Genomic DNA, 21,429 nt, shown 5'->3' on the forward strand with positions numbered 1-21,429 from the left:
GGATCGGGGCTCTCAGCGAGCCAGCGACCGCGCCAAAACTGCCGACAAACTCTGGCGCCGTTCGGATGTCATCGGCCCCAGCACGCCCCGCGCCGCCTCCGGGATATGGTCCACCGCGTCCTCGCCGAAGATGTAGTGGTCGAAGAAGGCGCGCCACGCCCGCTTCTCCGGCGGCGGCAGGTCGCGCATCGTCAGCAGGGCGTGCATCAGGGTCAGCTGCGGCGTCTTCATCCACGCCGGCCCGTCGCGCCACCAGACGTTCACCATCGCCCCCACGGGGCTCAGGGTCTCGACATGATGGAACCACAGGCTGGGGATGTAGATCACGTCCCCCGGCCCCAGCTCGGCCACCCGCGCCGCCTTCATCGCCTCGCGAAAGCGCGGAAAGGCCTCGAAATCGGGGGCGTGGAAATCGACCAGGCTGGTCGGCTGCCCGGCCAGGGTGACGTCGATCGGCCCGACATACAGGTCGCCGATGCTCTCGGGCGTAAACAGGATGAAGCGCCGCCGCCCCGCGATCACCCCCGCCAGATTCTGCGCCAGATCCCAATGCGCCGCCGTCCGCACCCGGTTCCCCAGCCACAGCGAGGTCAACCGCTCGGTCTCCGGGGCCAGCAACGGCATCGGAACCTCGCCCAGCAGCTCCGGCAGATGGCGGTCCAGCGGAACGCCCCCCGCATAGACCGCCTCCGGCGCCGCCGACGTCTCATCCCGGACCAGCCGGTCAAGCAGTCCGCCCACCGTCGATCGCTCGCGCCTATGGTTCAGCCCCGTCAGGCCCTCTCCATAGAAGAACCGTCCGTTCAGTCCCGCCTCGGCGATCCAAACATCCAAAGGCTGCTCACGCGATCGAACCTTTAGATGGCCGGCCAGCGCCTCTGTCCCCTCCCGCGCCGCCGCGATCGCTGGCCAGTCGGAGACAAGCCCGCGCATGACCACAGGCTCGGCCGCCGGCTTGATCTCCGCCTCGAACCGCGCTCGATCGACCCCCCGGGCCTCGGGCAAACACTCCAGCTCATCCCACCACATCACGACGTCCCGCGCGGCGCCCGTCCGGCTGGGAGGCGCCAGCTCAAACGCTACCGCTTCTCTCGTTCAGGGAGAAGCGGCGCCCTCAGTGTGTCGCCACGACGGTGCCGGGATCCTGCACCGGGCGGGGCTCCGGCAGGGGATCGGTCGCCTCATCCCACTCGGTCGGCGTCAGCGGGCCGGTCAGGGCCCATTTCAGGGCTTCGTCGGCGGTCGATACCGGCACGATCTCCAGCGCCGCCTTGACGTTCTCGGGCACGTCCTGGAGGTCTTTCTCGTTCTCCTCGGGGATCAGCACCGTCTTCACGCCGCTGCGCAGCGCCGCCAGCAGCTTCTCCTTCAGGCCCCCGATGGCGGTGACCCGGCCGCGCAGGGTGATCTCGCCAGTCATGGCGATGTCCTTCCTGATCGGGATGCCGGTCAGAACCGAGACCATGGCGACCGTCATGGCCACGCCGGCCGACGGACCATCCTTGGGCGTGGCGCCGTCCGGAACGTGCACGTGGATATCGGTCTTCTCGAACACCGGCGGCTTGACGCCGAAGGCCAGCGATCGCGCCCGCACATAGCTGGCGGCGGCAGAGATCGATTCCTTCATCACCTCCTTGAGGTTGCCGGTCACGGTCATGCGACCGCGCCCCGGCATCCGGATCGCCTCGATGGTCAGGATGTCGCCGCCGAACTCGGTCCAGGCCAGGCCGGTGACGATGCCGACCTGATCCTCGGCGTCGGTCTCGCCATAGCGGTACTTCTTCACCCCGGCGTATTCGGCCAGCTTGGCGCCATCGACGGTGATGGCCACGGTCTGACCCTTGGCCATCTCGCGCACCGCCTTGCGGGCCAACCGACCCAGTTCGCGCTCCAGCGACCGGACGCCGGCTTCGCGGGTGTAGTACCGGATCAGGTCACGGATCGAGCTGTCAGGCACCACCCATTCGCCGTCCTTCAGGCCGTGGTCCTTGGCCAGTTTGGGCAGCAGGTGACGCTTGGCGATCTCGACCTTTTCGTCCTCGGTGTAGCCAGAGACCCGGATGATCTCCATCCGGTCCATCAGGGGCTGAGGCATGTTGAGGCTGTTCGCCGTGGTCACGAACATGACCTGCGACAGGTCGTAATCGACCTCCAGATAATGGTCGCCGAAGGTCGAGTTCTGGGCCGGGTCCAGCACCTCGAGCAGAGCCGAGGACGGATCGCCCCGCCAGTCGGCGCCCAGCTTGTCGATCTCGTCCAGCAGGACGAAGGCGTTGGTGGTCTTGGCCTTCTTCATCGACTGGATGATCTTGCCGGGCATTGAGCCAATGTAGGTCCGGCGGTGACCGCGGATCTCGGCCTCGTCACGCACGCCGCCCAGCGACATGCGGACGTATTCGCGCCCGGTCGCCTTGGCGATCGAGGCGGCCAGGGAGGTCTTGCCGACACCCGGAGGACCGACCAGGCACAGGATCGGCCCCTTCAGGCTGCCCGTGCGGGCCTGGACCGCCAGATATTCGACGATCCGCTCCTTCACCTTCTCCAGGCCATAGTGATCCTCTTCCAGGATGCGTTCTGCCTCGGTCAGGTCGATCGGCTTGGTCTTGGCCTTGCCCCACGGAATCGACAGCAGCCAGTCGAGATAGTTCCGCACCACAGTCGATTCGGCCGACATCGGACTCATGTTGCGCAGCTTCTTGACCTCGGCCTCCGCCTTGGTGCGCGCCTCCTTGGACAGCTTGGTCTTCCGGATGCGCTTCTCAAGCTCCATGATCTCGTCACGGGCCTCGTCGGTCTCGCCCAGCTCGCGCTGGATCGCCTTCATCTGCTCGTTCAGGTAATATTCGCGCTGGGTCTTCTCCATCTGCCGCTTCACGCGGCTGCGGATCTTCTTCTCGACCTGCAGGACGCTGATCTCACCCTCCATCAGACCGAACACCTTCTCCAGGCGCCGGCCGACGTCGATGGTTTCCAGCAGCGCCTGCTTGTCGGCGATCTTGACCGCAAGATGCGCGGCGACGCTGTCGGCCAGATGGGCTGGATCGGTGATTTGCGGAATAGAGCTCAGGGCCTCAGGGGGCACCTTCTTGTTCAGCTTCACATAGCCGTCGAACTGTTCAACCACGGCGCGGACCATGGCTTCGGTTTCGGCCGGGTCGCCGGCGTCTTCCTCGATCAGCTCGGCCGCGGCCTCGAAATACTCCTCGCGCCCAGTGAACTGGGTCAGGCGGGCGCGGCCCTTGCCCTCGACCAGCACCTTCACCGTGCCGTCGGGAAGCTTGAGCAGTTGCAGGACGGTGGCGATCACCCCGACCTGATAGATGGCGGAAGGCTGCGGATCGTCGTCGGTCGAGTTCTTCTGGGTGGCCAGCAAGATCTGCTTGTCGCCCTTCATGATCTCGTCCAGCGCGCGCACGGATTTCTCGCGGCCGACGAACAGCGGCACGACCATGTGCGGGAAGACGACGATGTCGCGAAGCGGCAGGACAGGCAGCGTGAGGGTCTCGGACATGATGCTCTCCGGGGCCTTCGTTTATCTCTGGCCCGCCGGCCCCGGGCGTTACCGGCGATCTGCCGGTCGTCCCGAAGCGGCCCGCCGATTCCGGCGGCATTTCATCCGAGTATGTGGTTCCCTCGGCTCCCGGTTCAAGCGTGGCCGCCGGTCGCACGGACATTGCGGCCAATCTCCTGTGAAGCGATTGAGGCGTTTCGGCTCCCAGCCGAGTGCGGGACAACCATGCTCGTTCACGCCCATCCCGAACGATTTCTGGCCCCTAACCGTCTGTGGCGTGAAATCCTCAGTGGTGTGGCGGCGCAACCTTGACCGAACGGGCTCGTTCACGTGACGACCACGTTTTCGGGAGGAGTTTTACCCATGCGCTTTCTGACCTTGGCCGCCAGCGCGGCCGCCCTTGTCGGCCTGGCGGGCTGCCAGCAGTCGAGCACCGAGCCGACCGACGCCAGCGCCGAGAACGCCGCCGCGGCGTCGGACGCCGCCACGGATGCGGCGGCTACGGCTGGCGCGGCCGGCATGAGTGAGATGACCGAATCGCCGCCGATGCCGCCGGAAGAGACTCCGCCGGCCGACCCAGCCGCCGACGGCATGGCGGCCCAGCCCTCCGGACCCACGGCTGCGACGAAGGAGACGGCCCAGGCCGACGCCGAGGCCACCAACCTCAGGCCCTGAGCCGACTGAAGGACAAAAAAAGGGGCGGAGCCGGCCGGCTCCGCCCCTTTCCTGTAGCGCCGCGCCGCCGTCAGGCCGCGCCGTCGGCCTTCTTCTTTGACGCTTCGGAGTAGATCAGCAGCGGCTGAGCCTTGCCCTCGATCACCTCGGCATTGACCACCACTTCCTCGACACCGTCGAAGGTCGGCAGTTCGAACATGGTCTCCAGCAGGATGCCTTCCAGGATCGAGCGCAGGCCCCGCGCGCCGGTCTTCCTCGTGATGGCCTTCCTGGCCACCGCCGACAGGGCGTCGTCGGTGAAGGTCAGGCCGACGTTCTCCATCTCGAACAGGCGCTTGTACTGCTTGACCAAGGCGTTCTTGGGCTCGGTCAGGATCTTGACCAGGGCTTCCTCGTCCAGGTCCTCCAGGGTCGCCAGCACGGGCAAACGGCCGATGAACTCCGGGATCAGGCCGAACCGCATCAGATCGTCGGGCTCAACCTCCTTGAGGATGTCCCCCATGCGGCGCTCGTCCATGTCCTTGACCTTGGCGCCGAAGCCGATCGAGGCCCCCACGCCGCGCGCCGAGATCACCTTCTCCAGCCCCGCGAAGGCGCCGCCGACGATGAACAGGATGTTCGCCGTGTCGACCTGCAGGAATTCCTGCTGCGGGTGCTTGCGTCCGCCCTGCGGCGGAACCGAGGCGACGGTGCCCTCCATGATCTTCAGCAGGGCCTGCTGCACGCCCTCCCCCGACACATCGCGGGTGATGGAAGGGTTGTCGGATTTGCGCGAAATCTTGTCGATTTCGTCGATGTAGACGATGCCGCGCTGGGCCCGCTCGACGTTGTAGTCGGACGACTGCAGCAGCTTCAGGATGATGTTTTCGACGTCCTCGCCCACATAACCGGCTTCGGTCAGGGTCGTGGCGTCGGCCATGGTGAAGGGCACGTCAATGATGCGCGCCAGCGTCTGGGCCAGCAGCGTCTTGCCCGAGCCGGTCGGCCCGATCAGCATGATGTTCGACTTGGCCAGCTCGACGTCGTTGTTCTTCGTCGCGTGGTTCAAGCGCTTGTAGTGATTGTGGACCGCGACGCTCAGCACCTTCTTGGCGTGCGCCTGGCCGATCACATAGTCGTCCAGGACCTCGCGGATTTCCTTGGGCGTGGGCACGCCGTCCTTGGACTTCACGAAGGCGATCTTGTGCTCTTCGCGGATGATGTCCATGCACAGCTCGACGCATTCATCGCAGATGAACACGGTCGGCCCCGCGATGAGTTTGCGCACCTCGTGCTGACTCTTCCCGCAGAAGGAACAGTACAGCGTGCTCTTGGCGTCCGTGCCGGCGGCTTTGGTCATTCGACCCTTCTCACTCTCGCGTTCGACCCGATATGGGGCGGGCGCGTTTCCCTCGCATGCGAAGCCCGACTCTGGGCGCGAAGGTCTTCAAAAAATGACAATCCCCCATCGGGAGCCCGGCCACAACCCCACGGATGACGCAGCCGACGCCTTCGGTCGGGACTGTGGGCGAGGCGCATCGTGGCAGGAGATCGCGGCGGATGTCTGACATGGGTAGCCCGCAAGGATCGCGCCAGTCCGGGGATGGAACGCCCCGAGAGGTCGTCGCCTTCGATTTCGACGGCACTCTGACGGTACGCGACAGCTTCACCGCCTTTCTGCGCTGGAAGGCGGGAAAGCGGGGTTGGACCAAGGGTCTGGTTCGGCTCGCCCCCGCGATGGCGCGCTATGCCCGGGACCGCGACCGGGGCGCGATCAAGGCCGCTTCAGTGCACGAATTCCTTGGAGGTCTGGATCGCCGGACCCTGGAGAGCGAAGCCAAGCGGTTCGCCGATGAGGCATGGGCGGATCTGATGCGACCTGACGCCTTGGCGACGTGGGAGGACTGGAATCGGCGCGGCGCGCATCGCGTGATCGTGACCGCCTCGCCGGAAACGACCGTCGCGCCCTTCGCCAAACGGCTCGGCGCCGAGGCGCTGCTGGGCACCCATCTGGTGTTCGACGGCCAGGATCGGGTGACGGGCGCCTTCGCCAGCCCGAATTGCCGGGGCGAAGAAAAGGTGCGCCGTCTTCGGGCGGCCTACGGCGACGATGTCCGCATCATCGCCGCCTACGGCGACACCTCGGGCGACCACGACATGCTGGCCATTGCGGAAGAGGCGGGCTTCCGGCGCTTTCGCGGCAAGCCCTGAACGGAGTCAGACGCTCTTGACGCCGTCGCCCTCGGCCTGCTCGCGCCTGTCGTAGACGTGATCGACGATGCCCCACTCCTTGGCCTCGTCGGCCGACATGAAGTGGTCGCGATCCAGCGTCTTTTCGACCTCCTCATAGGTCCGGCCGGTGTGTTTGACGTAGATTTCGTTGAGCCGGCGCTTGGTCTTGACGATGTCCTCGGCGTGGCGCTCGATGTCCGAGGCCTGGCCGCGGAAGCCGCCCGAGGGCTGGTGCACCATGACCCGTGCGTTCGGCAGGGCCACGCGCTGACCCGGCGCGCCGGCGGTCAGCAGCAGAGAGCCCATCGACGCCGCCATGCCCATGCACACCGTCGTCACCGGCGACTTGATGTACTGCATGGTGTCGTAGATCGCGAGACCCGAGGTCACCACGCCGCCCGGCGAGTTGATGTACATGGCGATCTCCTTCTTGGGGTTCTCGGACTCCAGAAAGAGCAGCTGGGCGCAAATCAGTGACGCCATCCCATCTTCGACCGGTCCGGTCAGGAAGATGATCCGCTCGCGCAGCAGCCGCGAGAAGATGTCGAAGGCGCGTTCGCCCCGGCTGGACTGCTCCACCACCATGGGCACGAGGTTCATGGTGAGATTATCGACGAGTTCGCGCATGGATGGCCTTCGAGGAAGAGAGGGCGCGACTCATCGCGGGTCGCGCCGATCAATGGGATATCGCGTCGCGTCGCGAGCGATGCAAGGTTGGGTGATTGTCCTGAGACGTGTCAGGGCTGGTAAGGCTGGGGCCCGGCCCGGGGTGACACCCCGCGCGCCAGATCGGACGACAGGGTCAGGGCGCCCGTGCCGCCGTTCAGTCGGGCGCGGTAGATCTGCATATTCTCCATCACCCGCATCATGTAGTTCCGCGTCTCGGTGAAGGGCGCGCATTCGATGAAATCGACGGGGTTCACCAGATTTCCGCGCGGGTCGCCGCAGCGGATGGGCCAGTCCCGCGCCCTGCCCGGCCCGGCGTTGTAGCCGACCGTCGCCAGCAGCATCGAGCCGCCGAAATTGTTCATCAGCTCGGCCAGGTGATAGCTGCCCAGCTGCATGTTGTAGTCAGGCTCCCACAGCATTTCGGGCGAATAGGGCATGCCCAGGCGGCGCGCGACGCCTGAGGCGGTGGCCGGCAGAAACTGCATCATGCCGCGCGCGTCGGCCGAGGAACGGGCGCGGGGATCGAAGCTGGATTCCTGACGGGTGATGGCCAGGGTGAACTCGATCGGCGCGGCTCCCGGCACGGCGGTCGGGATGCGGATCGGATACTGGCGCTCGGGCATCAGTACGCCGCGCTGACTGGCGGCGCGGCCGATCATCATGGCGGTGAAGCCCTCGCCATAGCCGTTGGCCATGTCCATCAGGAGCGCCAGCTGGGCCGGCGTCGGCACGTCGTCGTCCAGCTGATAGGCGAAGACGCGGAACAGGCTGGTCTCGCCCGTCTCGCCGAGGATGCGCATGGCGCGCACCACCTCATTGGCCTCGAAGGCGGCGACGTCCTGATCCGACGGCGCGGGATCGCCCGGCAAAGTGATGGAAGTCTGACCAGCCTTCTCGGCCGCCAGCTGACCGTAGAAGCTCTGAATGTGCTGGGCGCCCTCGGTGTAGAAGGCCTGGGCCGCGGCCGTGTCGCCCCTCGCTTCGGCCGCCCGGCCCAGCCAGTACAGCGCCCGCCCCTGGGTGATCGGGGTCGAGGAGGCGCCGCGCAGCGCTTCGAAATGCCGGGCCGCCGTGGCGGGATCGTTCAGTTTGGTCAGGGCCACCCAGCCGGCGAAGAACTCCGCATCGACCATGCGTTCGCCGCCGGGGAAGCCGTGGCCAGCCATGGAATCATAGGCGCCGCGCCAGTTGTTGAGCTGCAGGGCGTCGAGGAAATAGTTGCGACGCTCGCTCCACAGGCTGCTCTGGCCATCCGAATGGCTGGGCGCCGGCGGCAGCATCGACAGCAGCGACCAGGCCTCGGACTGGCGGCCCTGGCTGCGCAGCAGCTTGACCCGCTCCAGCGCGACATTGGGGTCAGCCGCGACCGACGGGCTGCGTCCCGCCACGATGGTGTCGGGCGCATAGGCCCCCCGCAGCGACATCGCCGCAGTAGCCGCCGCCGCCTTGGTCGGCGAGGCGAGATTGACCATGGCCTGGGTCGCCGGGCCGTGTGGGCCGCTGAGCAGCATCGTCAGGCGGGCGTCGTGGTCGGCCTGAGACAACTGACCGCCCCAGCGGCTCAGAATGCGCGACTGCTCCGCCGCGTCGAACGACTGATCCCGCCACCAGCGGCGCACCAGTTCGGTCGCCTCGCCCGACCGGCCGGTCGCCTCCAGCGCGCTGGCCAGGGCGATCATGCCCTGGGCCGTGACCGGCTCGGCCCCGTCGAAGAAGGCGATCACCTCCGTCGGCGGCGCTCCGGCGCGATCCAGGGCGATCTCGGCGTCGCTGATTCGGCTATCGGCGCGCGGCCAGCCCGCCATCTCGCGCTTGAACCGCGCCAGTTCGACATAGCTCATCTGCGAGCCGGATGTGTCGACCAGGGCCCACTGCACCAGCTTCCTCGCGGTCGGATCGCCGATCCGCGCCATGGCGGCCTGGGTTGCGGGAATGTCGCGTGAGCGCGCGGCGGCCAGGCCGTCGCGGAAGGCCATGGCGTCCATGTCGTTCAGCACGCGCGGTTGATAGCCCTGGGTCTGGGCGACCTGCGACTGGACGGCATAGGGCTGGGGCCCGGCGGACGGCGCCAGATCCTGGGCCGAGGGCGCGAGCGAACCGGCCAGGGCGGCCGCCAGGGTCGTGATGAGCATCTTCAGCCTTGTCTCCATGATGTCGGTTGCGGCGGGATCGCCGCCAACCTACCCTTCCGCGCCGCGGCGACGGCCCCCCGATCGCCGTCCACATCACGCAAGACTTTGGCTTTTTCCCGATGACCGGCCCTTTGTTCAAGGGTGTGATCCCCGCCCTGATCACACCTCTTCGTGACGGAACCCTCGACGAGGAGGCTTTCACGCGCCTGTTGGAGCGCCAGATCGCCGCCGGGGTGGACGCTGTCGTGCCAGTCGGCACCACCGGCGAAGGCGCCACCCTGACTGATGCAGAGGCCGATCGCGTGGTCGAGCGGACGATCCAGATCGCCGCCGGCCGTGTGCGCGTCATCGCCGGCTGCGGCAGCCCGTCCACCGCCAAGGCCATCGAGCGCGTCCGTCACGCCAAGACCGTGGGGGCGGACGGCGCCCTGGTGGTCACCCCCTATTACAACCGCCCCGGCCAGCCCGGCCTGATCGCCCATTTCGAGGCGATCGCCGAGGCGGTGCAGCTGCCGCTCGTGCTCTACAACGTGCCAGGCCGCACCGGCATCGACATGACCGACGACACGGTCATCCACCTCGCGAAACACCCCAACATCGTCGGCATCAAGGACGCCACGGGCGATCTCGGTCGGGTGTCGAATCAGCGAGCCCGCATCGACAAGCCCTTCGCCCTGATCTCCGGCGACGACCCCAGTTGGCCCGGCTATCAGGCGCAAGGCGGTCACGGCGTCATCTCGGTGACCGCCAATGTCGCGCCCGAGGCGATGGTCGCCCTGCGCGACGCCATGAACGCCGGGGACTGGACGACCGCCCGTCACTGGCAGGACCGTCTGATCGCCCTGCACAAGGCCATGTTCGTCGAGGCCTCGCCCGGCCCGGCCAAGTATGCGCTGTCGAAACTGGGTCTTTGCGCCGACGAACTGCGCCTGCCGATGGTGTCGATCAGTGACGGCGGGCGCGGCGCGGTCGATGCCGCTCTGCGGGACGCGGGCCTGATCTGATGGTCGACAAGGACAGCCAGGCCAAGACCCTCGCCGAGAACCGGCGGGCGCGCTTCGACTATTTCCTCGAGGAGACCATCGAGGCCGGCCTCGTCCTGACCGGGACCGAGATCAAGTCGCTGCGCCAGGGCCGCGCCAACATCGCCGAGAGCTATGCGGCGGTTGAAGGTCGCGAGATCATGCTGGTCAACGCCGACATCCCGCCATTCAAACAGGCCAACCGTTTCAACCACGAGCCGCGCCGCCATCGGAAGCTGCTGCTGCATCGCCGCCAGATCGACAAGCTGATCGGCGCCGTCCAGCGCGAGGGCCGCACCCTGATCCCGACCCGGCTCTATCTGAACGCCGCCGGCAAGGCCAAGCTCGAGATCGCCGTCGCCAAGGGCAAGAAGGCCCATGACAAGCGCGAGGTCGCGGCCGAACGCGACTGGCAACGCGACAAGGCCCGCCTGCTGAAGGATCACGGCTGACGTCACGGTCTCGAGGGAACCTTAGCCGGAGATCGACGATCCCTCAGGCATGGGCGCTGTTGAAATTCTTGGGTCGGCGGGCTGGCTGATCACCGCCGCCCGCTACGTCGCCGCCGGTCTGGAGCTGGCGGGCGTGGCGGTCATCCTGGTCTCGGTGATCGCGGCCGGCGCCGGCTACATCCGCACCGGCGTCGCCGGCGATTGGGCGGCCGCCTATGACAAGTGCCGGGCGAACCTGGGCCGCGGCATCCTCCTGGGCCTGGAACTGCTGGTCGGCGCCGACATCATCGCCACCGTCACCGCGCCCCTGACCTTCGAAAGCGTCGGCCTGCTGGCCGTGGTGGTGTTGATCCGGACCTTCCTCAGCTTCGCCCTGGAGACCGAGATCGAAGGCCAATGGCCGTGGGACCGGCGCTCCGCCGAGCGAAGCCACCCCGAGCCGGACGCCAAGCCGACGCGCGCACCCCGTCGCAAGGCGCCCTCCCCTCGCTGACCGCCCGGTTTTCCCGCACCCGACTCAGGCGTTAGAGTGATCCATGAGCCGCCCTCCTCGCCGCCCCGCCAAGACCCGCGCCCAAGGCCTCCCCGACAAGGACACGCTCGTCCGCTTCCTGGCGGAGGCCGGCGAAGCGGAGAAGGCCGACATCGCCCGCGCCTTCGGCCTGAAGGGCGCCGAGCGTCGGCAACTGCGCGAAATGCTGCGTGAGCTGGAGGCGGAGGGCCGTCTCGGCAAGCGCGGCCGCAAGGGCTTCGCCGAGGCCGGCGCCCTGCCGCCCGTGGGCGTGGCCGACGTGGTGGAAAAAGACGTCGACGGCGATCTGTTCGTCAGGCTGGCCAAGGGGGGCGACGACGCGCCCAAGGCCCTGCTGCTGCCCGACCGCGACGCGAAGTCCGGCCCAGCCCCCGGCGTCGGCGACCGACTGCTGGTCAAATTCGAACAACAGGACAGCGACTGGACCGCGCGCATCGTCAAACGTCTGGGCCAGAGCGCCCACAAGGTGCTGGGCGTGGTGCGCAAGGGCGGCCGCGAGACCCGGGTCGAGCCGGTCGATCGCCGCTCCAAGGATGTTCTGGTCATCGATCGCGATGCGGCCGGGCCCCTGCGCGACGGCGATCTGGTTGTGGCCACCATACTGCCGGGCGCCCATCGCTATGGCCCCAAACCCGGCAAGGTGCTGGAGATCGTCGGGCGCGAGGACGATCCCCGCGCGGCGTCCCTGCTGGCCATCCACGCCCACGGGGTCCCGACCGGCTTTTCCGAAACGGTCGACGCCGAGGCCGAGGACCAGGAACTGCCGACCCTGAAGGGCCGCGAGGACCTGCGCGACATTCCCTTCATCACCATCGATCCGATGGACGCCCGCGACCACGACGACGCCGTCTATGCCCAGCGCGACGACGATCCCAACAACGAGGGCGGCTGGATCGTCTGGGTCGCCATCGCGGATGTCGCCGCCTATGTCCGCCCCGGCACCGCCCTGGATCGCGAGGCGCGCAACAAGGGCAATTCGACCTACTTCCCGGACCGGGTCGAGCCGATGCTGCCCGAGCGGCTGTCCAACGGCCTGTGCAGCCTGAAGCAGGGTGAGAACCGCGCCTGCCTGGCCGTGCGCATGGTGTTCACCAGGGACGGCAGGAAGCTGTCACACCGCTTCGCGCGGGGCCTGATGCGCTCCCACGCCAAGCTGGCCTATGAGCAGGCCCAGGCCGCCATCGACGGTCCGCACTCGGAGCTGTGGACCGAGGACGTCGCCGAGCTGACCGGCCCGCTGATGGAGCCGATCCTCTATCCGCTGTGGAACGCCTACCGCGCCATGCTGAAGGGCCGGCAGAAGCGCAGTCCGCTGTCGATCGAAAGCATGGAGCGCCGCATCCGCTTCAACGAGGCCGGAGAGATCGTTTCGATCGAGCCGCGCCAGTCGCTGGAGGCCCATCGCCTGATCGAGGAGATGATGATCCAGGCCAATGTGGCGGCGGCCGAGACCCTGGAGCAGAAGAAGACGCCGCTGATCTATCGCGTCCACGACACGCCCAGCCAGGAGAAGCTGTTCAACCTGTCGGACTTCCTGCACGGCCTCGGCAAGCCCTGGGCCAAGGGGCAGCCGGCGACCACCGACCGCTTCAACCGCCTGCTCGAGGAGACCCGCGACACCGAGCACGCCGAGGTGGTCAATGAGGTGGTGCTGCGCAGCCAGATGCAGGCCATCTATTCGCCCGACAACATCGGCCATTTCGGTCTGAACCTGGACCGCTACGCCCATTTCACCTCGCCGATCCGCCGCTATGCCGACCTGATCGTGCATCGGGGCCTGATCCGGGCGCTGAAGCTGGGCGACGATGGCCTGACCGATCGCGAGATCGCCGAACTGCCGGCGATCGCCGAGCATGTGGTGATGACCGAGCGGCGCTCCATGGCCGCCGAGCGCGACGCCACCGATCGCTACGTCGCCGCCTTCCTGGAGGATCGGGTCGGCGCCACCTTCCAGGGGCGCATCACCGGCGTGACGCGCTTTGGCCTGTTCGTGCGGCTGAGCGAGACGGGCGCCGATGGCCTGGTCCCCATCTCCTCGCTCGGCGACGAGTATTTCCGCCACGACGACCGGCTGCACGCCCTGGTCGGCGAGCGTTCGGGCCGCCGCTGGCCGCTGGGCAAGGTGGTCGAGGTGCGGCTGCGCGAAGCCACCCCGATCACCGGCGGCCTGGTGCTGGAGATGCTGTCCGAGCCCGACCCGATGGACCCCAAGGCCCCCGCGCCGCGCCTGGGCGTGCGGGCGCGATCTCCGGGCGGCGACGGCTATCCCAAGCGGGGCGCCAACCGCCCCGGCGGCCCCAAGCCTCCCAAGGGCGGCCGTCCGTCCGGCGGACTGAAGGGCGTCCGCAAGGGCAAGCGCCGCTAGTGGAGCCTTTCGATCCCCAGCGGGACCTGGCTGATGCGCCCCGCACCGACAGCCGCCAGCGGCCCAAGGACGCCGCCACCCTGATCCTGACACGCGGCGGACAGCGGCCCGAAGTGCTGATGGGCCGCCGCGCCCCCGGCCACGTGTTCATGGCCGAGCGCTGGGTGTTTCCGGGCGGCCGGATCGAGCGCGGCGACTTCACCGCCGCCGCCGCGGACGACCTCGACGACGATACAGCTCAGGCGCTGAACCGCGAGGTGGATGGCCGCCGCGCCCGAGCCCTGGCCCTGGCCGCCGTTCGCGAGACCTGGGAAGAGACCGGCCTCATGCTGGCCAGTCCGGCGCCTATCGCTTCAGTAGCCGGTCCGTGGCGTGGTTTCCGGGCCGCCGGAGCCCTGCCGACCCTGGCGCCGCTGGATTACATCGCCCGCGCCATCACCCCGCCCGGCCGCACCCGCCGCTTCGATGCGCGCTTCTTCATGGCGCCCGCCGAGGCCCTGCTGCATCCGGACCCGACAGCCGGATCCGGCGAACTGGACGAGATCGCCTGGCTGCCGCTCGAAGACGCCAGAGCCCTTGACCTGCCGGCGATCACGCGCTTCGTCCTGGGCGAGGTCGCCGAACGCCTATCGGGCACATCGCCAGACCGGCCCTTCGTGCGGATGGTGCGCGGCAGGCATGTGATGGAGCGCGGCTAGGCGTCTTCGGGTCGGTCCCGCCTGGCGCCGTCCAGGGCCCGATCCACGGCCTCACGCTCGGCGTCTGTCGCCCGCTGGGCGGTCTTGCTGCGGCCATGGGCGGCACGCGCCTCGGCGGCCCGGGCCCTGGCCTCGACGCGGTCCCGCGTCTTTCTCGCCTGCCTGAGATTGACGATCTCGCCCATGCGTCGCCCGCCTGGAGGTGGTGCCGGTTGCAGGAATCGAACCCGCGACCTTCGGTTTACAAAACCGCTGCTCTACCAGCTGAGCTAAACCGGCGTCCCGAGGCTTATGGCGAGGATGATCGACGCGGGCAAGCGGCTGCTGAGCGTCGCAGGGAACCCCTTTCCCCTATGTCCGCTATCCGACGCGGGCAGGGTCCGGAGTTTGGGACGGCTCGCGTTTTTCCCCAAGCGTCCATCGTGAGCCTTTCCATGTCGCTGACCGGGCCGACCATCGCGCCGATCCTGCTGCTGATCTGCTCGAACATCTTCATGACCTTCGCCTGGTACGGGCATCTCAAGTTCGAGAATCGCGCCCTGTGGGTCGTGGTCCTGGCCAGTTGGGGCATCGCCTTCTTCGAATACTGGTTCGCCGTGCCCGCCAATCGCATTGGGCATCAGGTCTATTCCGCGGCCGAGCTGAAGACGATGCAGGAGGTGATCACCCTGGTGGTCTTCGCGGCCTTCTCGGTTCTGTACCTGGGTGAAAAACTGACGCTGAACCACGGCGTCGGCTTTCTGCTGATCGCGGGCGGCGCCTGGTTCATCTTCAAAGGGCCGATCGGATGAACCCGCCCTCGGCGTCGTCGCGCTCGCTCAAGGCGCTGAGCGCCGTCAACTTCTTCCTGGCGGACGTCCGCGATGGCCTGGGCCCCTTCCTTGGGGTCTATCTGGTGGCTCAGGGGTGGAGCCCGGACCACATCGGCTATGTTTTCACCCTGTCCAGCCTGGCCGCCATGGCGGCGACGGGGCCGGCGGGCGCCTGGGTCGATCGGACCCGCGCTAAGCGCATGTTCCTCAGCGTCTGCGCCTTCATCGTCGCCGTCGGCGCCGCGACGGTGCTGATCTCCAGCGCCTTTCCCGTGATCACGGCGGCCCAGGTCGCCATGGGCGCGGCGGGCGCGGCGATCGCCCCGGCGATCGCCGGCATCACCCTGGGGCTGGTCGGCCAGACGCGCCTGGCCGGCCGCATCGGCCGAAACCAGGCCTGGAACCACGGCGGCAATGTCGTCGGCGCCGCGCTCGGGGGACTGCTCGGGTTTCAGTTCGGCATCGCGGCCATCGTCGGACTGACGGTGCTGTTCGCCCTGCTGTCGATGATCTTCGCGCAGGTCATTCGCGGCGACGAGATCGATCACGCCCAGGCGCGCGGCTCCGACAAGGACTCCGCCGCCGGCCCTTCGGGCTGGACCACCCTGGTGTCATCCCGTCCGCTGATGATCTTCGCCGTGGTCATCTTCCTGTTCCACCTGGGCAACGCGGCCATGCTGCCGCTGCTCAGCCAGGCCGCGACCTCGCGACAGCTGGTCAATCCCGAGCTGTTCGCCGCCCTCACCATCATCATCGCCCAGCTCACGATGATCGGCATGGCCTTGCTCGCGGCCCGTCTGGCGGAGTCCCGGGGCTACTGGATCGTCCTGGTGCTGGCGCTGGGAGTTCTGCCCGTGCGCGGCCTGATCGCGGGCTTCTGGGACGATCCCTGGGCCATCGTGCCGGTTCAGGTGCTCGACGGCGTAGGGGCCGGATTGATCGGGGTGGCGACCCCCGGTCTGATCGCGCGCATCCTCGCGGGAACCGGACACATCAACGCCGGCTATGGGGCGGTCGAGACCGGACACCGCATCGGCGCGGCGCTCAGCGCCACCCTGGCCGGTCTGGTCGCGGCGCGCCTGGGCTATGGCGAGGCGTTCCTCGCGCTGGCCGGCGTGGCCGTGCTGGCCCTGCTCATCTGGCTGGTCGCGACGCCCCTGATGCGTGACGCCTGCGCCATCCGCCCCGCGACCGAGGAACCACGAGAGGCCTAGCCCATCGCCGCCCGGATGCGCTCGGCCAGGGGCTGAAGCTGCTCGGGGGTCGCCATGGGGGCGTGACCGTGGCCCTTCAGCGGGCGATCGGCCCAGCGGGGGACGACATGGAAATGCAGATGGAAGATGGTTTGGCCGCCCGCCTCCCCGTTGAACTGGCTGATCGTGACGCCATCGGGCTTCAGCGCCTTTTCGACACCGATGGCCACGCGCCGCACGACCTCCGTCACGCGCGCGAGCTCATCCGCCTCGATCTCGAGAATGTTTCGCGCGGTCGACCCCTTGGCGACCACCAGCACGTGACCCTCCGACTGGGGAAACACGTCCATGAAGGCCAGGACGTGGTCGTCCTCCCACACCTTGGTGGCCGGAATTTCGCCGCGCAGGATCCTGGCGAAGACGTTGTCGGGGTCATAAGCGCCGTGCAGGCTCATCGTCGAATCCGGTCAGCGAAGGGCGGGCCATCATCGGCGCCGGACATCGGCCCGGCAAGCTTGACCGTCAGCCGGGCTTCCGGAACCGATAGACGAATTGGTCCGTCCGCCCCCGGATCGCCTCGTCGAACACATTGATCGTCCGGTCGTCGTCGGGATTGGCCAAGGCATTGGTCTCGCCATCGAACACGAAACCGGCCGCCTCGACCTGGCGGCGCACTTCGGCGCCCTCGATCCGGTGCAAGGTCGAGGCCTCGGTCGCGCCCGTGCCTGGCCGCCCGGAATGGTCGATGATCACATACAGCCCGCCGGGCTTCAGCGCCGCGAAGGCCGCCCGGTTCATCGCCGCCACATCGACCTCGAAGCGCGGCATGGTGAAGTCGTGATACTCCTGGGCCGTGAAGACCACGTCCAGCGGCCGGTCGAAGGTCATCGTCTCCAGTCGCGTCGTCACCCGGCTGACGTTCGGATAGGCGCCGGCCAGGGTGTCGGCTAGGGCGTCCTCGCGCTCGGCCGTTCGGGTCGGCACCACGGCGTAGACGTGGCCGCTGGGGCCGACGACACGGGCGAACAGCCGGGTGAAATAGCCCTCTTCCGGCCGGATATCGGCGATGACGGAACCGGAACTGATGCCGATGAAGGCCAGCATCTCATCGGGGCGCCGCAACGGATCGCGCGCCACCTCATCGGCTGGTCGCAGCGGATCGGTGATGGCCATCTGGCGCAGGCCATAGGTCGGGTCGGTGTTACCCGGCCGCATCTGCGAATGGGTTCGCAGCGGCTCGTCCGCGACGCCGGTGGGGGCGCAGCCGGCCAGGATCAGGGCGGCGCTCAGCAGCAACAGCGATTTCGACATGACGGACTCCCGGTTCGGCCGGACTGTCGCGCCGAAGCGGAGCGCGTGGCAAGCGGTGTTAGTCGATCGGCCGCCACGCCTCTCCGTCGGGCAAGGGGGCGAACAGCCGGTCCAGTTCGGCGTCCGTCACCTCTTCCAGCCGGGCCGGCTTCCAGTTCGGCGTGTTGTCCTTGTCCAGAATTACGGCGCGGACGCCCTCTTGGAAGTCATGGGTCTGCACCACCCTGCCCCCCAGGGCGTATTCCATCGCCATGTTCTCGGCGAAGGTTTCCAGCGTAGCCCCTTTCCGAAGCTGTCGCAGCGTGACCTTCAGAGACTGCGGCGACTTGGTGCGTAGAATCGAGAGCTGCTTGTCGGCCCACTCCGAGCCTTCGGCCTCCAGGGCCGCCACGATCGCCTCCATCCTGTCATGGGCGAAGACCCGGTCGATGGTCTCCAGATGCGGCTCCACCGTCCCCTCGCCCGGATCGGCAGCCAGGTTGTCGGCGATGTCGATCGGATAGGCCGGGTCGGTCTTGAGGATGCTTCTGAACGCCTCGATGGCGTCGCCCGGCAGGAAGTGGGTGTGGATGCCCAGCGCCACCGTGTCCGCCGCCTTCAGTCGTGCGCCGGTCAGGGCGATCCACGTCCCGACCTCACCCTCCAGCCGGGGCAGGAACCAGCCGCCGCCCACGTCGGGAAACAGGCCGATGCCCGTCTCGGGCATGGCGTAGGTGGTCCGCTCGGTGGCGATCCGCACATCGGCCGGCTCGCTGATGCCGACACCGCCGCCCATGACGATGCCGTCGGCAATGGCCGTCACCGGCTTGGGATAATCGAACAGCAGGGCGTTCAGCTTGTACTCCGCGTCGAAGAAGGCCCGGGCATCCGACCCATCCCCCGCCCCGCTCTCGGCGATCATGCGGATGTCGCCCCCGGCGCAGAACCCGCGTTCGCCCGCGTGGTCGATCAGCACGGACTTCACCGCATCGTCGCCCCGCCAGGCCAGCAGCGCTTCGGTCATGGCCAGGCACATCGGCCGGTTCAGGGCGTGCAGCGCCTTGGGCCGATTCAGGGTCAGACGGCCGACGCCGCCCTCGACTCGCGCGAGGATCTCTTCAGTCATGGCGGGGTTGCTAGCCGGGCGAACCGGCCGCGTCCACGGCCGGCGGGCCTTCCAATCCTGTCACGCCCACATCCGCTGCGATTTCAGGAAGTCCTCGTGGGCCGGCAGGCGCGCCGCCGCCTCGGCGAAGGCGGCCTTCAGACCATCGAACTGCGCCGTCGTGCGCGCCATGTCCTGATAGCCGTACAGAGGGTTCGGCGCGCGCGGCGTCAGGCCCTGCCCGGCCATGACCGCTAGCCAGGAGGTCGGCTGGAAATACTCGTCGGCCGCCACCGGATAGAGGATGCCACGGTCGCGAAAGGCTTCCACCCGCTCGGCCAGGGTGTCGGGGATCGGCATGGTCGCCACCCGCCGCCACAGCTCGGAATCGTCCCTCTGCGTCGCGTGGTAGTGCAGGATCACAAAGTCCCGCACCTGGGCGATTTCGCGGTCCAGCCGCCGGTTGTAGCTGTCGATATTGATCGGGCTGAAGCTCGCGTCCGGCCAGTGCTGCAACAGCCGGTACAGCCCGACCTGGATCAGGTGGATCGAGGTCGATTCCAGCGGCTCGATGAACCCCGACGACAGACCGAGCGACACGACATTCCTGTCCCACAGCTTTTTCCGTTTGCCGGTCGTGAACGACAGCAGTCGCGGCTCCGCCAGCGCCTCGCCGTCCAGGCTGTCCAGCAACACCCGCCGCGCCTCCTCCTCTTCGATCAGGTCGGCGCAATACACATAGCCATTCCCTGTGCGGTGCTGCAGGGCGATCCGCCAGCGCCAGCCGGCCGCCTCGGCGGTCGAGGTCGTATAAGGTGTCGCCGGCCCCGCCTTGGCGCAGGGCACGGCCAGGGCCCGGTTCATCGGCAGCCAATGCGACCAGTCCTCGTATCCGGCCTTGAGCGCGCCCTCGATCAGCAGACCGCGAAAGCCGGTGCAGTCGATGAACAGATCGGCCGCCAGGGTGCGCCCATCTTCCAGCCGCACATGATCGACGAAGCCGTCCTCAGGCCGCTGGACCACCTCGACGATCTTGCCCTCGATCCGCTCGACGTCGCGCCCCGCGCAGACCTTGCGCAGATACCGGCCGTAAAGCACCGCATCGAAGTGATAGGCGCTGACCAGCCCGCCATAGGGCGAGCGCGGATCGCGCTCCTGACGCCCCACCCGGCCCTGCCGCGCCGCCTCGGCGCAGATCGAATAGGCCTCCAGCGGCTCTGCCTGATCCCGCGCCCGCAGGGTCATCCAGGTCTGGGGGAACTCGCTCAGCGTCGGTCCCGGCCCATAGACGCCGAACGGATGGAAATAACTGCTGTCCTTGGTCCCCCAGCCGTTGAACTGGATGCCCAGTTTCAACGTCGCCTTGGTCTCGCGCATGAACTCCGCCTCGTCGAGGCGGATCAGGGCGTTGAAATCGCGGATGGTCGGCACGGTCGCCTCGCCCACCCCGACGATGCCGATGTCCGCCGACTCGACCAGGCGGACCTGCGCATGAGGCCCCACTGCCTGTTTGATCGCCGCCGCCGCCATCCACCCGGCCGTGCCGCCCCCGACGATCAGGACGGACCTGATGGGCGCTGTCGTCACTGCCGCGACAGCTCCCGCGCCACGATCACCCGCATGATCTCGTTCGTCCCTTCCAGGATGCGGTGGACGCGCAGGTCGCGCACGATCCGCTCCAGCGGATAGTCCTTGAGGTACCCATACCCGCCGTGCAGTTGCAGCGCCTCGTCGGCGATCTGGAAACAGGCGTCGGTGGCCAGGCGCTTGGCCATGGCGCACCATTTGGTCTTTTCCGGGTGGCCGGTGTCGATGGCCCACGCCCCGCGCAGCACCATCAGCCGCGCCGCCTCCAGCTGCGTCGCCATATCGGCCAGTTTGAACTGGGTATTCTGGAACTCGCCGATGGCTTTTCCGAACTGCTTGCGGCTGGCGACGTAGTCCTGCGCCGTCTCCAGCGCCAGCCGCGCCCCGCCCAGCGAGCAGGCGGCGATGTTCAGTCGCCCGCCATCCAGCCCGGCCATGGCGTAGCGGAAGCCGTCGCCCTCCTTGCCCAGCAGGTTCGCCGCCGGCACGCGACAGTCGTCGAACTGGACGATGGCGGTGGGCTGGCTGTTCCAGCCCATCTTCTTCTCCTGGCCGCCGAAGCTCAGCCCCGGCGCATCCTTGTCGACCACGATCGCCGACACGCCCTTCGGCCCGTCCTGGCCGGTGCGCACCATGACCACATAGACGTCCGAGGTCCCGGCCCCCGAGATGAAGGCCTTGGAGCCGTTCAGCACGTAGTGGTCGCCGTCCAGCCGCGCCGTGGTGCGCAGCGCCGCCGCATCCGACCCCGAGCCCGGCTCGGTCAGGCAATAGCTGGCGATCTTCTCCATCCCGACCAGGTCCGGGACATAACGGCCGCGCAGATCGTCGGAGCCGAAGCTGTCGATCATCCAGGTCGCCATGTTGTGGATCGATATGAAGGCGGCCGTCGAAACATCGCCGCGCGACAGCTCCTCGAAGATCACCGCCGCCTCGACCCGCCCCAGGGCCAGTCCGCCGTGCTCCTCGCCCGTATAGATGCCGCAGAAGCCCATCTCGGCGGCCTGCTTCATCACATTGACGGGAAAGTGCTTGTCCTCGTCCCAGCGCGCCGAGTTGGGCAGGAATTCCGCCTCGGCGAAGGCGCGCGCCGCGTCCTGAATGGCGCGTTGGTCGTCGGAGAGGGCGAAGTCCATGAAGCGTTTCCTCGTTCGGCTTTTGCAGCCTTCTAACCA

The 21,429-nt window shown here is 67.9% G+C and carries 20 protein-coding genes and 1 tRNA gene; 9 read left to right on the top strand and 12 right to left on the bottom strand.

Annotation, left to right across the window (positions count from 1 at the left end):
- Positions 1-12 precede the first annotated feature (12 nt).
- Positions 13-1,005, bottom strand: a complete 993-nt coding sequence (locus tag EES48_RS05375; RefSeq protein ID WP_240623232.1) for a cupin-like domain-containing protein — start codon at positions 1,003-1,005, stop codon at positions 13-15.
- Positions 1,006-1,114: 109 nt separating this feature from the next.
- Positions 1,115-3,511, bottom strand: coding sequence for an endopeptidase La (gene lon / locus EES48_RS05380; RefSeq protein ID WP_122465360.1), 2,397 nt, complete (start codon positions 3,509-3,511; stop codon positions 1,115-1,117).
- 363 nt (positions 3,512-3,874) lie between these two features.
- Between lon and EES48_RS05385 the strand changes: the two genes are divergently transcribed.
- Positions 3,875-4,186 (top strand): hypothetical protein, encoded by a 312-nt coding sequence (locus EES48_RS05385; protein WP_122465361.1) that lies wholly within the window; start codon positions 3,875-3,877, stop codon positions 4,184-4,186.
- Positions 4,187-4,256: 70 nt separating this feature from the next.
- Here EES48_RS05385 and clpX read toward each other — a convergent pair whose 3' ends face one another.
- Positions 4,257-5,525, bottom strand: a complete 1,269-nt coding sequence (gene clpX / locus EES48_RS05390; RefSeq protein ID WP_122465362.1) for an ATP-dependent Clp protease ATP-binding subunit ClpX — start codon at positions 5,523-5,525, stop codon at positions 4,257-4,259.
- Positions 5,526-5,725: 200 nt separating this feature from the next.
- Here clpX and EES48_RS05395 point away from each other — a divergent pair, with 200 nt between their 5' ends.
- The gene (locus EES48_RS05395) at positions 5,726-6,376 is read left to right on the top strand and encodes an HAD-IB family hydrolase (protein WP_122465363.1); all 651 of its coding nucleotides are present in this window, start codon (positions 5,726-5,728) and stop codon (positions 6,374-6,376) included.
- A gap of 6 nt (positions 6,377-6,382) precedes the next feature.
- Here the strand turns inward: EES48_RS05395 and EES48_RS05400 are convergent, their stop codons facing one another.
- On the bottom strand, positions 6,383-7,024 hold the full coding sequence (locus EES48_RS05400) for an ATP-dependent Clp protease proteolytic subunit (protein WP_122465364.1): 642 nt from the start codon (positions 7,022-7,024) through the stop codon (positions 6,383-6,385).
- Positions 7,025-7,134: 110 nt separating this feature from the next.
- Positions 7,135-9,198 (bottom strand): lytic transglycosylase domain-containing protein, encoded by a 2,064-nt coding sequence (locus EES48_RS05405; protein WP_240623233.1) that lies wholly within the window; start codon positions 9,196-9,198, stop codon positions 7,135-7,137.
- A gap of 119 nt (positions 9,199-9,317) precedes the next feature.
- On the opposite strand from EES48_RS05405, the gene dapA reads away from it, so the two are divergent.
- Genes dapA through EES48_RS05430 form a run of 5 tightly spaced genes read left to right on the top strand, consistent with a single transcriptional unit; the run spans position 9,318 to position 14,267 of the window.
- Positions 9,318-10,202 carry a 4-hydroxy-tetrahydrodipicolinate synthase gene (gene dapA / locus EES48_RS05410; RefSeq protein ID WP_122465366.1) on the top strand — a complete coding sequence of 295 codons (885 nt, stop codon included), beginning with the start codon at positions 9,318-9,320 and terminating at the stop codon, positions 10,200-10,202.
- On the top strand, positions 10,202-10,672 hold the full coding sequence (smpB, locus tag EES48_RS05415; protein WP_122465367.1) for an SsrA-binding protein SmpB: 471 nt from the start codon (positions 10,202-10,204) through the stop codon (positions 10,670-10,672). The genes dapA and smpB overlap by 1 nt, the downstream gene beginning before the upstream one ends.
- Before the next feature lie 49 nt (positions 10,673-10,721).
- Positions 10,722-11,165 (top strand): DUF1622 domain-containing protein, encoded by a 444-nt coding sequence (locus tag EES48_RS05420; protein WP_122465368.1) that lies wholly within the window; start codon positions 10,722-10,724, stop codon positions 11,163-11,165.
- A gap of 43 nt (positions 11,166-11,208) precedes the next feature.
- Positions 11,209-13,569: a ribonuclease R gene (gene rnr / locus EES48_RS05425; protein ID WP_122465369.1), complete on the top strand. Its 2,361-nt coding sequence runs from the start codon at positions 11,209-11,211 to the stop codon at positions 13,567-13,569.
- Entirely contained in the window at positions 13,569-14,267 is a 699-nt protein-coding gene (locus tag EES48_RS05430) for an NUDIX hydrolase (protein WP_122465370.1), read from the top strand. Before rnr ends, EES48_RS05430 begins: the two co-directional genes overlap by 1 nt.
- Here the strand turns inward: EES48_RS05430 and EES48_RS05435 are convergent.
- Positions 14,264-14,452 carry a DUF4169 family protein gene (locus EES48_RS05435; RefSeq protein ID WP_122465371.1) on the bottom strand — a complete coding sequence of 63 codons (189 nt, stop codon included), beginning with the start codon at positions 14,450-14,452 and terminating at the stop codon, positions 14,264-14,266. The two genes, EES48_RS05430 and EES48_RS05435, sit on opposite strands and share 4 nt — an antisense overlap.
- Positions 14,453-14,470: 18 nt before the next feature.
- A tRNA-Thr gene (locus EES48_RS05440) sits at positions 14,471-14,546 on the bottom strand.
- A 155-nt stretch (positions 14,547-14,701) separates the two neighbouring features.
- Here EES48_RS05440 and EES48_RS05445 point away from each other — a divergent pair.
- Positions 14,702-15,058: a DMT family protein gene (locus tag EES48_RS05445; RefSeq protein ID WP_162998036.1), complete on the top strand. Its 357-nt coding sequence runs from the start codon at positions 14,702-14,704 to the stop codon at positions 15,056-15,058.
- Complete coding sequence (locus EES48_RS05450; protein ID WP_122465373.1) at positions 15,055-16,293, top strand: MFS transporter; 1,239 nt, start codon at positions 15,055-15,057, stop codon at positions 16,291-16,293. The genes EES48_RS05445 and EES48_RS05450 overlap by 4 nt, the downstream gene beginning before the upstream one ends.
- Here EES48_RS05450 and EES48_RS05455 read toward each other — a convergent pair.
- The 5 genes from EES48_RS05455 to EES48_RS05475 all read right to left on the bottom strand — a co-directional run bounded on the left by EES48_RS05455 (position 16,290) and on the right by EES48_RS05475 (position 21,390).
- Positions 16,290-16,727, bottom strand: a complete 438-nt coding sequence (locus EES48_RS05455) for an HIT family protein (RefSeq protein ID WP_122465374.1) — start codon at positions 16,725-16,727, stop codon at positions 16,290-16,292. The genes EES48_RS05450 and EES48_RS05455 overlap by 4 nt on opposite strands.
- Before the next feature lie 67 nt (positions 16,728-16,794).
- Entirely contained in the window at positions 16,795-17,583 is a 789-nt protein-coding gene (locus EES48_RS05460; protein WP_122465375.1) for a class I SAM-dependent methyltransferase, read from the bottom strand.
- A 58-nt stretch (positions 17,584-17,641) separates the two neighbouring features.
- Positions 17,642-18,688, bottom strand: a complete 1,047-nt coding sequence (locus EES48_RS05465) for an enoyl-CoA hydratase/isomerase family protein (protein WP_122465376.1) — start codon at positions 18,686-18,688, stop codon at positions 17,642-17,644.
- A gap of 60 nt (positions 18,689-18,748) precedes the next feature.
- Positions 18,749-20,254 (bottom strand): tryptophan halogenase family protein, encoded by a 1,506-nt coding sequence (locus tag EES48_RS05470; RefSeq protein ID WP_205679368.1) that lies wholly within the window; start codon positions 20,252-20,254, stop codon positions 18,749-18,751.
- Complete coding sequence (locus EES48_RS05475; protein WP_122465377.1) at positions 20,251-21,390, bottom strand: acyl-CoA dehydrogenase family protein; 1,140 nt, start codon at positions 21,388-21,390, stop codon at positions 20,251-20,253. Before EES48_RS05475 ends, EES48_RS05470 begins: the two co-directional genes overlap by 4 nt.
- Positions 21,391-21,429 lie beyond the last annotated feature (39 nt).

The organism is Brevundimonas lutea (genome assembly GCF_003704105.1).
Lineage (GTDB): Bacteria > Pseudomonadota > Alphaproteobacteria > Caulobacterales > Caulobacteraceae > Brevundimonas > Brevundimonas lutea.

Coding starts and splice junctions, on each gene's coding strand:
- EES48_RS05475 (WP_122465377.1), bottom strand. CDS start 21,390: ATGGACTTCGCCCTCTCCGACGACCAACGCGCCATTCAGGACGCGGCG.
- EES48_RS05450 (WP_122465373.1), top strand. CDS start 15,055: ATGAACCCGCCCTCGGCGTCGTCGCGCTCGCTCAAGGCGCTGAGCGCC.
- EES48_RS05445 (WP_162998036.1), top strand. CDS start 14,702: ATGTCGCTGACCGGGCCGACCATCGCGCCGATCCTGCTGCTGATCTGC.
- EES48_RS05395 (WP_122465363.1), top strand. CDS start 5,726: ATGTCTGACATGGGTAGCCCGCAAGGATCGCGCCAGTCCGGGGATGGA.
- EES48_RS05400 (WP_122465364.1), bottom strand. CDS start 7,024: ATGCGCGAACTCGTCGATAATCTCACCATGAACCTCGTGCCCATGGTG.
- EES48_RS05420 (WP_122465368.1), top strand. CDS start 10,722: ATGGGCGCTGTTGAAATTCTTGGGTCGGCGGGCTGGCTGATCACCGCC.
- EES48_RS05465 (WP_122465376.1), bottom strand. CDS start 18,688: ATGACTGAAGAGATCCTCGCGCGAGTCGAGGGCGGCGTCGGCCGTCTG.
- EES48_RS05455 (WP_122465374.1), bottom strand. CDS start 16,727: ATGAGCCTGCACGGCGCTTATGACCCCGACAACGTCTTCGCCAGGATC.
- clpX (WP_122465362.1), bottom strand. CDS start 5,525: ATGACCAAAGCCGCCGGCACGGACGCCAAGAGCACGCTGTACTGTTCC.
- lon (WP_122465360.1), bottom strand. CDS start 3,511: ATGTCCGAGACCCTCACGCTGCCTGTCCTGCCGCTTCGCGACATCGTC.
- EES48_RS05460 (WP_122465375.1), bottom strand. CDS start 17,583: ATGTCGAAATCGCTGTTGCTGCTGAGCGCCGCCCTGATCCTGGCCGGC.
- dapA (WP_122465366.1), top strand. CDS start 9,318: ATGACCGGCCCTTTGTTCAAGGGTGTGATCCCCGCCCTGATCACACCT.
- EES48_RS05405 (WP_240623233.1), bottom strand. CDS start 9,198: ATGCTCATCACGACCCTGGCGGCCGCCCTGGCCGGTTCGCTCGCGCCC.
- EES48_RS05385 (WP_122465361.1), top strand. CDS start 3,875: ATGCGCTTTCTGACCTTGGCCGCCAGCGCGGCCGCCCTTGTCGGCCTG.
- EES48_RS05435 (WP_122465371.1), bottom strand. CDS start 14,452: ATGGGCGAGATCGTCAATCTCAGGCAGGCGAGAAAGACGCGGGACCGC.
- smpB (WP_122465367.1), top strand. CDS start 10,202: ATGGTCGACAAGGACAGCCAGGCCAAGACCCTCGCCGAGAACCGGCGG.
- rnr (WP_122465369.1), top strand. CDS start 11,209: ATGAGCCGCCCTCCTCGCCGCCCCGCCAAGACCCGCGCCCAAGGCCTC.